Annotated in this window: 12 protein-coding genes; 2 read left to right on the top strand and 10 right to left on the bottom strand. The window is 73.0% G+C overall.

Annotation, left to right across the window (positions count from 1 at the left end; translation table 11 throughout):
• Positions 1-10: 10 nt before the first annotated feature.
• Together ACWD38_RS18835 and ACWD38_RS18830 are read right to left on the bottom strand one after the other, a co-directional pair.
• Positions 11-1,933 (bottom strand): alpha/beta fold hydrolase, encoded by a 1,923-nt coding sequence (locus ACWD38_RS18835; protein ID WP_450124558.1) that lies wholly within the window; start codon positions 1,931-1,933, stop codon positions 11-13.
• A 125-nt stretch (positions 1,934-2,058) separates the two neighbouring features.
• Positions 2,059-2,805: a MerR family transcriptional regulator gene (locus ACWD38_RS18830; protein WP_450124557.1), complete on the bottom strand. Its 747-nt coding sequence runs from the start codon at positions 2,803-2,805 to the stop codon at positions 2,059-2,061.
• A 232-nt stretch (positions 2,806-3,037) separates the two neighbouring features.
• Between ACWD38_RS18830 and ACWD38_RS18825 the strand changes: the two genes are divergently transcribed.
• Both ACWD38_RS18825 and ACWD38_RS18820 read left to right on the top strand, forming a co-directional pair.
• Positions 3,038-3,883 (top strand): universal stress protein, encoded by an 846-nt coding sequence (locus ACWD38_RS18825; RefSeq protein ID WP_450124556.1) that lies wholly within the window; start codon positions 3,038-3,040, stop codon positions 3,881-3,883.
• Complete coding sequence (locus ACWD38_RS18820) at positions 3,880-4,017, top strand: hypothetical protein (RefSeq protein ID WP_450124555.1); 138 nt, start codon at positions 3,880-3,882, stop codon at positions 4,015-4,017. Before ACWD38_RS18825 ends, ACWD38_RS18820 begins: the two co-directional genes overlap by 4 nt.
• A gap of 347 nt (positions 4,018-4,364) precedes the next feature.
• On the opposite strand, the gene ACWD38_RS18815 is transcribed toward ACWD38_RS18820, so the two are convergent.
• The 8 genes from ACWD38_RS18815 to ACWD38_RS18780 all read right to left on the bottom strand — a co-directional run bounded on the left by ACWD38_RS18815 (position 4,365) and on the right by ACWD38_RS18780 (position 13,300).
• Positions 4,365-5,279 (bottom strand): glutaminase, encoded by a 915-nt coding sequence (locus ACWD38_RS18815; protein ID WP_450124554.1) that lies wholly within the window; start codon positions 5,277-5,279, stop codon positions 4,365-4,367.
• Between the two features lie 170 nt (positions 5,280-5,449).
• Positions 5,450-6,283, bottom strand: a complete 834-nt coding sequence (locus tag ACWD38_RS18810) for a sugar phosphate isomerase/epimerase family protein (protein ID WP_450124553.1) — start codon at positions 6,281-6,283, stop codon at positions 5,450-5,452.
• Between the two features lie 26 nt (positions 6,284-6,309).
• Positions 6,310-7,695 carry an alkaline phosphatase family protein gene (locus ACWD38_RS18805; RefSeq protein ID WP_450124552.1) on the bottom strand — a complete coding sequence of 462 codons (1,386 nt, stop codon included), beginning with the start codon at positions 7,693-7,695 and terminating at the stop codon, positions 6,310-6,312.
• Positions 7,692-8,777, bottom strand: coding sequence for a metabolite traffic protein EboE (gene eboE / locus ACWD38_RS18800; RefSeq protein ID WP_450124551.1), 1,086 nt, complete (start codon positions 8,775-8,777; stop codon positions 7,692-7,694). The genes ACWD38_RS18805 and eboE overlap by 4 nt, the downstream gene beginning before the upstream one ends.
• 239 nt (positions 8,778-9,016) lie before the next feature.
• The gene (locus tag ACWD38_RS18795; protein ID WP_184479734.1) at positions 9,017-9,880 is read right to left on the bottom strand and encodes a TatD family hydrolase; all 864 of its coding nucleotides are present in this window, start codon (positions 9,878-9,880) and stop codon (positions 9,017-9,019) included.
• Positions 9,880-11,274, bottom strand: a complete 1,395-nt coding sequence (locus tag ACWD38_RS18790; RefSeq protein WP_184479735.1) for an EboA domain-containing protein — start codon at positions 11,272-11,274, stop codon at positions 9,880-9,882. Before ACWD38_RS18790 ends, ACWD38_RS18795 begins: the two co-directional genes overlap by 1 nt.
• Complete coding sequence (locus tag ACWD38_RS18785) at positions 11,271-12,113, bottom strand: SCO3242 family prenyltransferase (RefSeq protein ID WP_425503605.1); 843 nt, start codon at positions 12,111-12,113, stop codon at positions 11,271-11,273. Before ACWD38_RS18785 ends, ACWD38_RS18790 begins: the two co-directional genes overlap by 4 nt.
• Positions 12,114-12,118: 5 nt before the next feature.
• Positions 12,119-13,300, bottom strand: coding sequence for an inositol-3-phosphate synthase (locus tag ACWD38_RS18780; protein WP_450124550.1), 1,182 nt, complete (start codon positions 13,298-13,300; stop codon positions 12,119-12,121).
• Positions 13,301-13,437 lie beyond the last annotated feature (137 nt).

The following is a 13,437-nucleotide window of genomic DNA, read 5'->3' as shown; positions in this document are numbered from 1 at the left end:
CGGTGTCGGTTCAGGCTTCGTCGGGGACGCGGGCGCCGAGGTGGCGGGCTAGGAAGCGCTCCAGGGTGGCGTAGAGCTCGATGTTGCTGTCCGGGTTGACGAACCAGTGGCCTTCGCGGTCGTTGAGCAGGTACTCCACCTCTGCGTCGCGGGCGCGCAGGGCGGCGGCGATGCGGTCGGCGTTGCTGCGGTGGACGCGGACGTCGTTGGCGCCGTGGATGAGCAGGACCGGTGCGGTGATGGCGTCGACCCGGCTGATCGGGGACCGGGCGAGCATGTCGGCTTCCTGCGCCGGATCGTCGGGGTCGCCGATGTAGCGCAGGTAGCTGTTCACGACCGAGCGCCGGGCGAACGGGACGACCGACCGGACCAGGTCGGTGAGGTCGGACATGCCGGTGTAGCTGATCGCGGCGGCGAAACGGTCCGGGGTGAACGCGGCTCCGACCAGTGCGGCGTAGCCGCCGTAGGAGCAACCGTAGATCGCGACGCGGTCGCGGTCGGTGCAGCCCTGCTCGACGGCCCAGTCCAGGGCGTCGATGACGTCGTCGTGCATACGGCCGGCGAACTGCCCGATGGCGGCCTGGGTGTGGGCTTTGCCGTAGCCGGTGGAGCCGCGGAAGTCGACCTGCAGCACGGCGTAGCCGCGGTTGGCCAGGAGCTGGACCTCGGGGTCGTAGCCCCAGCTGTCGCGGTACCAGGGGCCGCCGTGCAGCAGCACCACGGTCGGGAGGTCGCGGTGTTCCACCCCGATCGGCAGCGTGAGGTGGCACGGCAGGTCCAGGCCGTCGCGGGAGGTGACGGTGACGGGGGTGACCGGAGCCAGGTGGGCTGGATCGAGGTGCGGGTAGGGGCGGAACAGGCGCTCGGCGGTGCCGGTGGCGTGGTCGTAGTACCAGGTGACTCCGGGGTCGCGGTCGTGGGTGAAGTCCACTACCCAGCGCCGGGCCTCGGCGTCGCAGGACACGTGGGCCAGGTCGCCGTCGGAGAGCTCCGCCAGCTTCGGCAGCACTGCTGCGAAGTGGGGTTCGAGCGCGTGGATCTCCTGGCGTGCGCCGAGGTAGCGGGCTCCGAGCAGTTCCCCGGTGACCGGGTGCAGGATCAGCGAGGACGGGAAGCGCGGGTCGGCTTCGGGGCGGGGCGTGTCCAGGTCGAACACCGGGTGGCCGTCCACGCCGATCTGCTCCCCGCCGGCCAGGTCGACCTTCACCAGGCGGGTGCGGTCCGAACCGCGGGGCGACCCGATCCACAACCCCGTGCCGTCCGGGGTCGGCGCGAACGGGAGCGGAGCGAAGGGGTGGTCGAGACCGGAGAACCGGGTGATCAGCGTGGACGCGCCGGCGTTCCACTCCGACAGCAGATGGGTGCCGTCATCGGCCAAGCCGAACGTCAGGATTCGTCCCGTCGGAGTGCGCACCCAGCCCGTGACGTCGCCCGGGTTCTCCGCGATCAGGACCAGCAGGCCGGTGTCCAACTCCAGCTCGTACAGGTCTCCCAGGTCGGCGCGGCGGGCGTTGAGCTGCACGAACACCGATTCGGGCCGGTCAGCGCAGAACTGGGTGCCCAGCACCCGCGCCCCGTCGATCGGAGTCAGGTCCACCGCGGGCTCGTCCGGGTGCGCCAGGTCGACGCGGTGCAGGTGGGCGTTCTCGTCGCCGTCGCGGTCCTGGGTGAACAGCAAGAACCGGGAATCGGCGGTCCAGAAGAACGACTCGATGCTGCGGCGTTCCTCGGAAGTGGCGCGCCACGAAGCCGGGTCGTCCGCCGACTCGGTCTCCGGCCAGCCTCCCGCCGAGGCGCGGACGAACACGTTGAGCCGATCCCGCCACGGGGCCAGGTAGGCGATTTTCGTGCCGTCCGGTGAAATCCGGGCGCGGGTGCGCGACGGTGCGGTGAAGAACTCCTCGACGGGGATCAGCGCGGGTGAGGACGACATGGTGGGCCTCCGGACATCGGGTATCGGACCTCCTGATCCCAGTCCCTGACGTCGCGTCGGACTCAAGGCCGCGAGAGGTGAGCCACGCCATGGTTCGGGCGGGTCGGCAGGTCCTAGGCCGTCGTTCAAGACCGCCCGGCGTTCCCCGCCTCGCCCGTCGCGAGTCGCCGCTCGACCTCGCGCAGCACGAGGTTCTGCTCGGGGCGCAGGGTCCGTTCGTTCAACTCCGCCAGCAGCGCCGATGCCCGCGAGCCGAGCGGAGCCATCTCGGCCAGCCGCGCCACGGCCGGGGCCAGGTGCGCGACCAGCTCGTCGACCAGCGCGGTGACCTCGTCGTCCGGAGTGGCGGGACCGAGGCCGTAGAAGCGTTCGGTCAGCGCGGCGGGGACCACCACCCCGTCGCTCAGCAGGGCCGCTAGCCCGGCCGGACCGTCAGCACCGAGCAGGTGGCCTGCCAGCACCAGCTGCTCGTGCTCGAAGCGGGCCATGTCCGCCGGAGTTCCCGCGGCGGGGTCGGACCGCCACGACGACAGCTCCGGTGGGAGGTCGGGCGGTGCTCCGGCGCGGCGCAGCGCGGCGATGGCCGCCCGGCGGGCGGTGAGCCGCTCGATGTCGGCGGCTGCCCGGCGATCGAGCTCGCCGAGCAGCTCGTCGGCGGCCACCGCGTCGTCCAGCACTCCGGGCAGCGCCGACAGCGGGATTCCGAGCGCGGTCATCCGCGTGATGCGCAGCAGCCGGACGAGATCGCCGACGTCGTAGTGGCGGTAACCCCCGGCCGAGCGCGGCGGCTCGGGCAGCAGGCCGATCTGGTGGTAATGGCGCAGGGTGCGCACGGTGACCCCGGCCAGTTCGGCGAGCTCGCTGCTGAACACCGGGTAACTCCTCTCCACGGGTGGCGCCGTCGGCCCACCGCTTCAACCCACCCGTCGCATGATCCTCGCCGACGAACTCCGCGCCAGATCGGGAAGGGCCTCCGATGGCGTGCCGGCTCAACGGTCGCCGCCTCCGCTTCGGGATCGGCATCCGTTCGACCGTTGCCGACGAAGGGGCGCCGAGATGCCACCCGTGCGCGCCTTTGCCAGCCTGGAGGCGGGGGTGGGTGCGATGCCGATCGGGAGACGCGGATGCGCGGTCGCCGTGGACGGCACGCCCGAATCGGAACGGGCCGTCGAGTGGGTCTGCGCGAACGCGGAGCTCTGCGGCGATGAACTGGTGCTGAGCACGGTCGTCGCCGACCCGCTCCCGGCGGACGCCCACCCGGATTGGCTCGTCGATCTCGCCGCCCGCACCCGGCAGCGCCTCGGCGTGCCGGTGCGCGACGAGGTCCTGATCGGCCGACCGGTTCCGCGGCTCCTGGAAGTGGCGGGCCGCGCGCCGCTGCTGGTGCTCGGTTCACGTGGTCACCGCGCGTTCCACGACGCCGTGCTCGGTTCGGTGGCGCTCGGGGTGGCGACGCGCTCCTCGAACCCCACGCTGGTGGTGCGCGGGGCGGCCGAGCAGGTGCGGCACGAGACCGTCGTGGCCGGGGTCGACGGGTCGGCCGGCGGGAACCGCGCCCTGGAGTTCGCCTGCGAAGCGGCGGAAGCGCTGCGCTGCGACGTGCTCGCGGTGCAGGCGTCGCCGGATGCCGCTTTCATCCCGGGGCCCTACGGCCAGCCCGACCGCGCGGAACTGGTCGACCGCGCGGAACTGGTGCTCGCCGAATCGGTCGCGGGATTCGCCCCGAGGCACCCGGACGTCACGCTCCGGCGGCTCACCAGCTCGATGGATCCGATCACCACCTTGGCGGAAGCCGCCACCGGTGCGCGCCTGCTGGTCGTGGGGCGGCGCGGATACGGCGGGTTCACCGAGATGCTGCTGGGTTCGGTGTCGCGCGGGGTGCTGCACCACGCCACGTGCCCGGTCGCCGTGGTGCCGCCGGGCGGTGAGCCGTCGCGCGGAGCCCGATGAGCGCCAAGACGGGCAGCAGCGGGATTCAGGGGCTTCTAGGGGTCAGTATCCTTGCTCGTTCGCGCGATGCGGCCGAAGCCCTGCGCCGCCACCTCGACACGGTCGGCAGTGCGAAGGCGCCCACGGGCCAATGACGTTCCCCCTTCGATCCCAGCGGCACACAGTCCGTGCGGGAAGCACTCCGCGTTCGACGCGGCGAAACGATCAGTCCATCGTGTACTCCTGGCGCGGGCGACGCTGAGAAGTCGACCCGAACACCCTCGGCATCTCGGGCGTCGACGCTCGGACCGAGGGCGAGCAGATGCCCGGCGCCACCGGTCTCGTGCTGCACATGATTCCCGAGAGCGCCATCAGCGCTTTCACCGACAACGAGCTGCTGCCGGCCGTGCTGTTCGCGGCGGGACTGCCGCAGGTGGGCTTCAACCGCGCACCGCAGGCGACCGCCACCCCACCCGCCTCACGGCACCGCCGTCGCCCCCGGTCAGAAGACCGACCACCCGGTCAAGGTGGTGAAGTGGTCGAGCGCCGCGACACCGGCCACCGAGTTGCCGCGCTCGTCGAGCCCCGGACTCCACACCGCGACCGCGCACCGGCCCGGCACGATCGCGAGGATGCCGCCACCGACCCCGCTCTTGCCGGGAATGCCGACGCGGTAGGCGAAATCCCCCGCGGCGTCGTAGGTCCCGCAGGTCAGCATGATCGCGTTGATGCGCTTCGCCTGCCTGCGCGTGACCAGCTCCGAACCGTCCCGCCGCACGCCGCGCGCGGCGAGGAACAGCCCCGCCCGGACCAGGTCGCGGCAGCTCATCTCGATCGAGCACTGCCGGACGTACTGGTCGAGCACCGTCGCCACCGGGTTGCGCATGTTGCCGTAGGACGCCATGAAGTGGGTCAGCGCCAGGTTGCGGTCCCCGTGAGCCGCCTCGGAAGCGGCCACCTCCTCGTCGACCCGCAGGTCCGGGTTGCCGCTCTCGGCGCGCAGGAACGCCAGCAGCTCGCCGGTGGCGTCCCCCGCCAGCGAGACCAGCTCGTCGGTGACCGTCAACGCGCCCGCGTTGATGAACGGGTTCCGCGGGATGCCCCGCTCGTGCTCCAGCTGGACCAGCGAGTTGAACGCGTTGCCCGACGGCTCCCGCCCGACGCGGCGCCACAGCGACTCGTCGTCGCCACCGGCCAGCACGAGCGCGAGGGTGAAGACCTTCGAGATGCTCTGCACCGAGAACGGCGCCTCCCACTCCCCCGCCCCGCGCACCCGGCCGTCGAGATCGGCGATCGCGATGCCGAAGCGCCCCGGATCGACCCGCGCGAGCGCCGGGATGTAATCCGCGGCCGACCCCGCTCCCCGCAGCGGGGCGACCTCATCGACGATCCGTCCGAGCAACCGGTCCAAGTCCACGAAGGACGATCATGTCATCGCCACCGCCCCCACCCGCACGGGGAGGTCCACCAGGGAACGACGGGCACCCCGGCCCTTACCTGCGAGTGCAGGAGAACCGGTCAGGGCGAGGTGGCCCGGCGGTGGGCTTCGGGTGAGTGAGCGGCGCCCTCAGCGGGCGCCGGGGCGGGTCACCAGCGGAGATGGCGGAGGTAGTCGTAGCCGACTCGGGCGGTGTTGAAGGCGTCGGTGGGGTTGTCGTGCTCGACGATGAACTCGTGGGCCCTCGCGTGGTCGAAGATCTCCGGGAAGTCCATCGTCCCGGTGCCGGGATCGGCCATGTCGCCGCTCGGGGTGCGGTCCTTGACGTGGAGCTGGCGGATGCGGTCGCGTTCGGCGTCGATCAGCGCGAGCACGTCCTGGCCCGCGTGCACCGCCCAGTACAGGTCGAGTTCGAAGTGGACGAGCCGCCGATCCGTTCGCCGGCGCAGGATGTCGTACGGGAGCACGCCGTCGATGGGGGCGAACTCGTGGTCGTGGTTGTGGTAGCCGAACCGCAGACCGGCGTCGCGGCACTTGCGGCCCGCTTCGTTGAGCCGGTCGGCGAAGGCGCGCCAGCCGTCGGCGGTGTCGAACTCCGCGTGCGGGACGACCAGGTGGCGGTGGCCCAGGGTGTGCGCGTCCTCGATCAGCGCGTCCACGTCACCTTCGAGGTCGGAGTGCCCGGAGGTGGCGCGCAGTCCGAGGTCGTCGAGGATCGTGCGGAACTCGGCGGTGGTGAGCCCGTGGGTGCCCGCCGTTTCCACGCTGCGATAGCCGATGTCGGCGACCTGGCGCAGCGTCGCCGCCACGTCCTCGTCCAGCTGCGCGCGCAGCGTGTAGAGCTGGATGCTGATGGCGTGGTGCGGGATGCGGCCGCGGTGGGCGGCGCCGGTGGCGGCGGCGGTGGTCGTCGCGGCGCCGGTCGCTCCGGCGGCGGCGAGCAACGCGGCGGTGTGCAGCAGGGTTCTGCGGGGCAGCGGCATGAGTGGTCCTTTCAACGGCATCGTTGTCAGCGGATTCCGTGCAGCTGGAGCACCAGGTCGTGGACGTCGGTCGCCGCGAGGCGGCCGGTGCGTTCCAGAGCGGCAGGCACGCGCGGGTCGGAGCACAGCAGGACCGGTCCGTCGGCCGGATCGTCCGGCAGGCGACCGTGGGAGCCCTGGACGGCGCGTCCGTCCAGCGGCACCACGTTCATGGCGTAGCGCAGGCCCGTCTTCTTCTTCGCGAGGTTCAGCGCGGCCTTGGCCTTCACCCAGCGGTCGTCGGGGTCGAGGAACAGCTCCGCCGGGTCGTAGCCGGGTTTGCGGTGGATCTCCACTCCCCTGGCGAAATCGGGGGCTCGGTCCTGGTCGAGCCAGTAGTAGTAGGTGAACCAGGAGTCCGGTTCGGCGACCGCGACGAGGTCGCCCGCTCGCGGGTGGTCCAGGCCGTAGCGGGCCTGCCGGGTCCGGTCGAGCACCTCGTCGACGCCGGGCAGCCCCGCGACCAGGTCGCGGACGCGCGGCACGTCCGAGGGGTCGCGGACGTAGACGTGCGCGGTCTGGTGGTCGGCGACGGCGAACGCCCGCGAGGCCCACGGGTCGAGGTACTCCATGCCCGCCTGGGTGTGGACTTCGAGCAGGCCCTCCCGGCGCAGTTCCCGGTTGACGTGGACCTGGCGGTGCACCGGGGTGATGCCGTACTCGCTGAGCACGACGACGGTCACCGACGCATCGCGGGCCTGCGCGAGCAGCCCGGCCAGGGCCGCGTCGACCTCCGCCGCGGCCGTGCGCGCCTGCGGGCCGCGCGGGCCGTGGCGCTGCAGGTCGTAGTCGAGGTGCGGGACGTAGCACAGCAGCAGGTCGGGCCGGTGCTCGCGCAGGACGCGGCCCGCCGCGGCGGCGATCCACCGGCTGGAGGCGATGCTCGCGGTCGGGCCCCAGTACTGGAACAGCGGGAACGGTCCGAGCTCGGCGGTGAGATCGTCGTGCAGCTGCGGCGGGCGGGTGTAGCAGTCGGGGGATTTGCGGCCGTCGGCGTGGTAGATCGGCCGCGGCGTCACGGTCCAGTCCGTGCTCGCTCCCATCGCGTACCACCAGCACACGTTCGCCGCGGTGTAGCCGGGGTGATCGCGGCGCGCGGTGTCCCAGACCTTGTCGCCGTGCACGAGCCGGTTGTGCTGGCGCCACAGGAAGACCTCGCCGAGCTCGCGGAAGTACCAGCCGTTGCCGACGATGCCGTGCTCGGCGGGCATCGTCCCGGTCAGGAAGGTGGACTGGGCGCTGCAGGTGACCGCCGGGAGCACGGTGCCCAGTTCGGCCTGCCACCCCTCGTCGGCGACGGACCGCAGGTTCGGCATGTGCGCGAGCAGCGCCGGGGTCAGGCCCACGACGTCGAGCAGCAGGACGGGTTTCACCGGGTGCTCCGTTCGTCGAGGAGTCGCCGGGTGAACCTCAGCTCCGCCGCGATGCCGTCGGCGAGGTCCTCCGGTGGTTCGGGCAGCACGTTCCAGGTGTAGGTCTCCACTTCGACGTCCGGCAGCGGATCCGCCAGCGCGGCGAGGGCGTCGCGCAGCACGTCGGTCGTCGGGCGCACCGGGCCTTCGGCCGCCCAGTGCACCGGGACGTGGAAGTGCACGCGCCACGGCCCGGTTCCGGGGAGTTCGTCGAACGCCTGGGGCAGGTCGTCGCAGCAGCGGACGCCTTCAGCGGTGCGCTCGCGAACCTGGTGCAGGTAGCGGGGTTCGGCGTAGCGGGCGAGTTCGCCGCGCGCCGCGGCCGGATCGTCGACGTGCAGCGCGGCGGAGGCCTGGACTTTGACGACGTCGACGCCGCTGCCGGTGATCGCCCGCACCGTCGCGGCCGGGTCGGCGAAGGACACCGCCAAGTGGCAGGTGTCCAGGCACAGCCCGATGTAGTCGGTGTCGCAGCCGGGCAGCCACGCCAGCGCGTCCGCGACGGTGTCCAGCCGGCAACCGGGTTCCGGTTCGACCGCGAGGCGCACCCGGCGGCCGGTCCGGTCCTCCAGCTCCCGCAGTCCGGCGGCGGCCCGGTCGAGGTTGCGCCGGGCCGCGTCCTCGTCGCGGGTCGTCCACGGCGTGCGCCATCCCAGCGGGAGCGTGGAGATGCTGCCCCGGCCGCCTTCGGGCAGCAGTGCGGCGAGGATCTCGGCGCAGCGCAGGGTGTGGTGCAGGCGTTGCGGCTCGGTCCAGCGCGGTTCGTACACCCGGTGCTTGACCACCGGGTCGTGGAATCCGCGGTGCGGGAAGGCGTTGAACGTGACCGCGGCGAGCCCGAGTCCGTCCAGTTCGGACTTCAGCCCGCGCACCGCGCCCGGGTCCGCGGACAGCTGCTCGGCGACGTCCGCCGCCAGCCACAGGCCCACGCCGAGCACGTCCACGTCGAGCTTCTTGCGGATGGGCGCCGCGTGCTCGGCGAGCTGGGCGCGGACCCCGTCGAGGTCTTCGGCAGGATGAACGTTGGTGCAGTAGGACAACATCGGCCTCGCTCCTAACGGGTCCTTTCAGAATGATCTTTTGGTCGTTGTCCTGTCAGCGGCGGAGCCGCTGAGCAGTGACCACCTCGAGCAAGACGACCACCGGCGGGTTCTCAGCGGCTTCCTCGCGAGGACAGCGATTTCGCCGTGTATCGGACGTACATCAGAAATCGATCCCGCAGCGAGGAAGCCGCTGAGGTTCCGCTACCCGACCCGCTACGCAGGTCGTGGTGAAAAACCTCCTAATTCCGGGAGCCGCGCAGCACGGAGTTGTCGGCGAAGGTGGCCGCGTCGGCGGTGAACCCGGGCAGCGGGTCGAGGTTGAGCCGCCCGCTCTGCCCGTAGAACGCGATCGGGTTGTGCCACAGCACCTGGTCGACGTCGGCGTCGGTGAACCCGGCGCGCAGCATCGCTTCGCCGGTGGCGCGCGTCTTCAACGGGTCGGACCGGCCCCAGTCGGCGGCGGAGTTGACCAGCACCCGCTCCGTGCCGTGCTCGCGCAGCAGCGCGACCATCCGCTCCTCGTCCATCTTGGTGTCCGGGTAGATGGAGAAGCCCATCCAGCAGCCGCTGTCGGCGACCGCGCCGACGGTGACCTCGTTGAGGTGGTCGACGAGCACCCGTTGCGGCGGCAGCCCGGATTCCCGCACCACGTCGAGGGTGCGGCGGGTGCCGGCGGGCTTGTCGCGGTGCGGGGTGTGCACCAGCACCGGCAGGTCGGCGTCGACGGCCAGCTGGAGCTGGTGGGCGAACGCGTCGTCCTCCTCCGGCGTCATCGAGTCGTAGCCGACCTCGCCGACCGCGACGACGCCGTCCTTGGCGAGGTAGCGCGGCAGCACGTCGAGCACCGCGCGGCAGCGGGGATCGTTGGCCTCCTTGGGGTTGAGCGCGATCGTCGCGTGGTGGCGGATGCCGAACCGCGCGGCTCGGAAGCGCTCCCAGCCGATCAGCGAGTCGAAGTAGTCGGTGAACGAGCCGACACCGGTGCGCGGCTGGCCGAGCCAGAACGCGGGTTCGACGAGCGCGCGGACCCCTGCGGCGTGCATCGCCTCGTAGTCGTCGGTGGTGCGCGAGGTCATGTGGATGTGCGGGTCGAAGATGCGCATCAAGCCTCCAGGAGCGCGAGGGCGTCGTCGGGAACGGCGCGCCCGGCGGCGCGGCGTTCGGCGGCGAAGTCGGCGACCATGCGCCGGAGCTCGTCGTCGGCGCGGCGCCGCAGGCCGGCGACGGCGGTCAGCGGCACCCCGGTGAACAGGCACTTGAGCACGCCGTGGCGCCAGGTGTGGTCGTCGAGGTGCCGGGCGAACGGCCCCATCGCGGCGGCCACCAGCCGGATGTCGTTGGTGCGCAAGGCATCCCGCACCAGTTCCAGACCGGCCGCGATCAGGCTGGGGCGGTCGAGGCCGGGCAGGGCGCGCAGGACGCCGCGGCGTTCGGCGTCGTCGCCGTAGCGGTACAGCGCCGTCATCTCCTCGGTGAGGCCCGCCGGAGCGACGCCGTCGGCCAGGGCGCGCAGCAGCCGGCCGCGCACCTGGTCGTCGACGGTGCCGTGCACGAGCCCGTCCGGGTCGTCCACCTCGACGGGACCGCGTCCGACGTGGCGGCCCACCGCGGGGAACGACGTCGCGATGCTCGCCGGTTCCCGGCGCACCGCGGCGAGCGCCTCGGCCACCCAGGGGCACCGCAGGGTGTCGATCGCGCGCCGGGCGACTTGCGGGGCGGCGTGGCCGTGCCGGGGCAGTTCGACGGCGGCGAGGCCGGTGAACCCGACCTCGGCCAGCGCGTCCAGCGTCCCGGCCAGGTCGAGCTCGCCGTCCCCGAACTCCAGGTGCTCGTGCACGCCCCGGCGCATGTCGTCGAGTTGGACGTGCACCAGCCGGTTCCGCAGCCGCCGCACGCAGTCCGCGGCGGTGTCCCGCTCCACCGCGACGCAGTGACCGACGTCGAGGGTGATGCCGAGCGGTTCCGGGTCGCCGAGCCGCGCGCGCACGGCCAGCGCCGCGTCGACGGTGTCGACGGCCATGCCGGGCTCCGGTTCGAGCCCCAGCAGCACGCCGCACCGCGCGGCCTCCTCGACGACCTGGGAGGTGCCCTCGACGACCCGCTGGAACGCGGTCGATTCGTCCACATCGGACGGTCGAATGCCGGACCAGAACGACACGACGTCCGATCCGAGGTCGGCGGCGATGCGCACCGCTCGCCGCAGGAAGTCCACCCGGCGCTCGCTGTCGTCGGACACCAGCGTCGGATGGTGCTTGACGTGCGGGTCCAGCAGGTAGCGCGCCCCGGTCTCGACCACGACCGACAGCTCCAGCCGCTGCAGCACGCCGCGCACCCGGCGCACCTGCTCGGTGAGGTCGTCGGCGAACGGGTCCAGGTGGTGGTGGTCGAGCGTGAGCGCGACCCCGTCGTAGCCGAGGTCGGCGATCAGCCGCAGGGCGTCGTCGAGCCGGTGGTTGGTGAATCCGTTGGTGCCGTAGCCGAATCGCAGTGCGGTCACGTCGCCGACACCGTCCTCCCCAGGCTCCGGACCGCCGGCGGGATCGCGGCGAGCACCGTCGCGGCACCGAGGTCGTGGCGGGCGGTCAGGGCGAGCTGCAGCGCCACCATGCCGTGGATGCCGTCGCGGGTCGCCGCGCGGACGGTGCGCGCGTCCGGGCTGCGGTAGGCCCGCAGCTGCGCCGCGCCGACCTGCGCGGCGTACAGCCCGGCCGCGGTGACGGCCGCGACGCGGTGCCGGTGCGACGCGCAGCGGCCGCTCGCGGCGGCGACCGCGGCCAGCGCCGTGGTGGCGAGCGCGGCCGCTGCCGTGCGGGGGTCGGCGCCGCGGACCTCACCGCGCGAGAGCGCGGTGACCGAGCAGGTGTGCGCCGCCAGCACGGCCGCCGCGGGCCAGGCCGCGCGAGCACCGCCCGCGCCGAGCAGCACGTCGAGGCCGCGGCACGCGGCCATGGCGGCGGGTCCGGCCGCGCCGTCCTTGAACACCACGTCGTAGCCGACGACCGCGGCGGCGAGTCCCGCGACCAGCCCTGCCTCCGCCGTTCCTGCGGCGGCTCCGGCAGCCACGCCGCACCCCGCGAGCAGCGCCGCCACCCCGGCCGCTGCCCCGGCTCCGACCTGCCCGGACGGGATGGGCCGTTCCGGGCGCTCCACGGCGTCGAGCTCGCGGTCCGCCCAGTCGTTGAGCGCCATGCCCGCCCAGTACAGCGCCACCGAGGCCGCCGGCAGCAGCGCGCGGCGCCCGCCCAGGCGGCGCCCGGCGGCCGCAGCGCCGACGGCGGTGTCCCCGAGCACCGTCAGCGCGGCCGGAGCGCGGGTCAACGAGATCAACGTTGCCAGCCGGATCATGCCCCACCCCCTGCGGCCTCGGTGGTGACGCGCACCCACTCGTGCAAACCGCGCACCTGGTGGTCGAAACGGTGCTGCGCGGAGCCGAACGGGTCCTTGAAGAAGCACGCCAGCGCGGTCAGCGGCCCGCGCTGCCCGGCGTGGTGCGCCATCGCGACGAGCCGGGTCAGGTCGAGCACCAGCGGCGCGGCCAGCGCCGAGTCGTAGGCCGACCACGTCAGCTGCAAGGTCACCGGCGCACCGAGGAAGCCCTCGGCGTGGACGTGGTCCCACGCGACCTTGGTCTGGCCGAGGTCCGGCACGTTGTCGATGTGCAGCGGCGCGGCGACCTCGCCGCCGAGCAGCGCGTGCAGCCCGCGGGACTTGGAGTCGAGCTTGCTGGCGACGGCGCGCGGATCGGCGAGCGTCGCGCCGTCCCCGCCGCCGAGCAGGTTCGTGCCCGCCCACGACCGCACGACGAGCGCGCGTTCGGTGAACATCGGTGCGAGCACCGTGCGCAGCAGTGTTTCACCGGTCTTGCCGTCGCTTCCCGCGTAGGGCAGGCCGCGCTGCTCGGCCATCCGCAGCAGCGCCGGGATCGCGATCCCGGTCGAAGGGGTGAACTCCACGTACGGGCAGCCCGCCCGGACGGCGGCGCAGGCCGCGACGACGCTGGCCGGGACCTCGCCCGCCGCCAGCGCGGCGTCGAGCGCGGCGACGTCGTCGAGGTCGGCGCCGCGCGGCCACGGCGACTCGGTGGAGGCGACGTTGACGACCACGACCCGTTCCAGGTCGTGGCGCCGCGCGAACGCGCCCATGTCCCCGGCCAGCCGCGCGACCTCGCCCGCCTGATCACCGCCGCCGGTGGCCGGGTCGTAGCCGTGGCGCAGTTCCGACTCCACCGCCGTCAGCTGCGCCGCGACCGCGGAGACCACGCCGGCGGGCAGCACCCCCGCCGACACCAGGGCGTCGGCGGTCTTGTGCAGGTCGGTGCCGGAGATGTCGTGGCCGCCGACGACGATCTCGTCCCAGCCCGGCAGCGGTGCCGAGCCGAACGCGGGCAGCTCGGTCACGCAGCCGGTCGGACGCACCAGACCGGACCGCAGCGCGGCCAGTCCGACGATCGCCGTGGTCGCCACCGAACCGCGCGCGCCGAGCAGCCACAGCCCGGTGCGTCCCGGTCGTGAGTTCTCGCCCACGTAGTCACCTCCTGGAGCCGGGGTGGTGGCCCGCACCGCGCGGGCCGGATGCGCTGCGTGACCGATTTCCTGCTTGCGTCGCCCAAGTGGACGATTGGCCCGAGGGCCGTGCACCGTATGGGATACTCGTAACGGTC

This window comes from Saccharopolyspora sp. NPDC002578 (assembly GCF_053592695.1).
The sequence above is the reverse complement of the archived record's forward strand: the minus strand, read 5'-3'. Positions and strand labels throughout refer to the sequence as shown.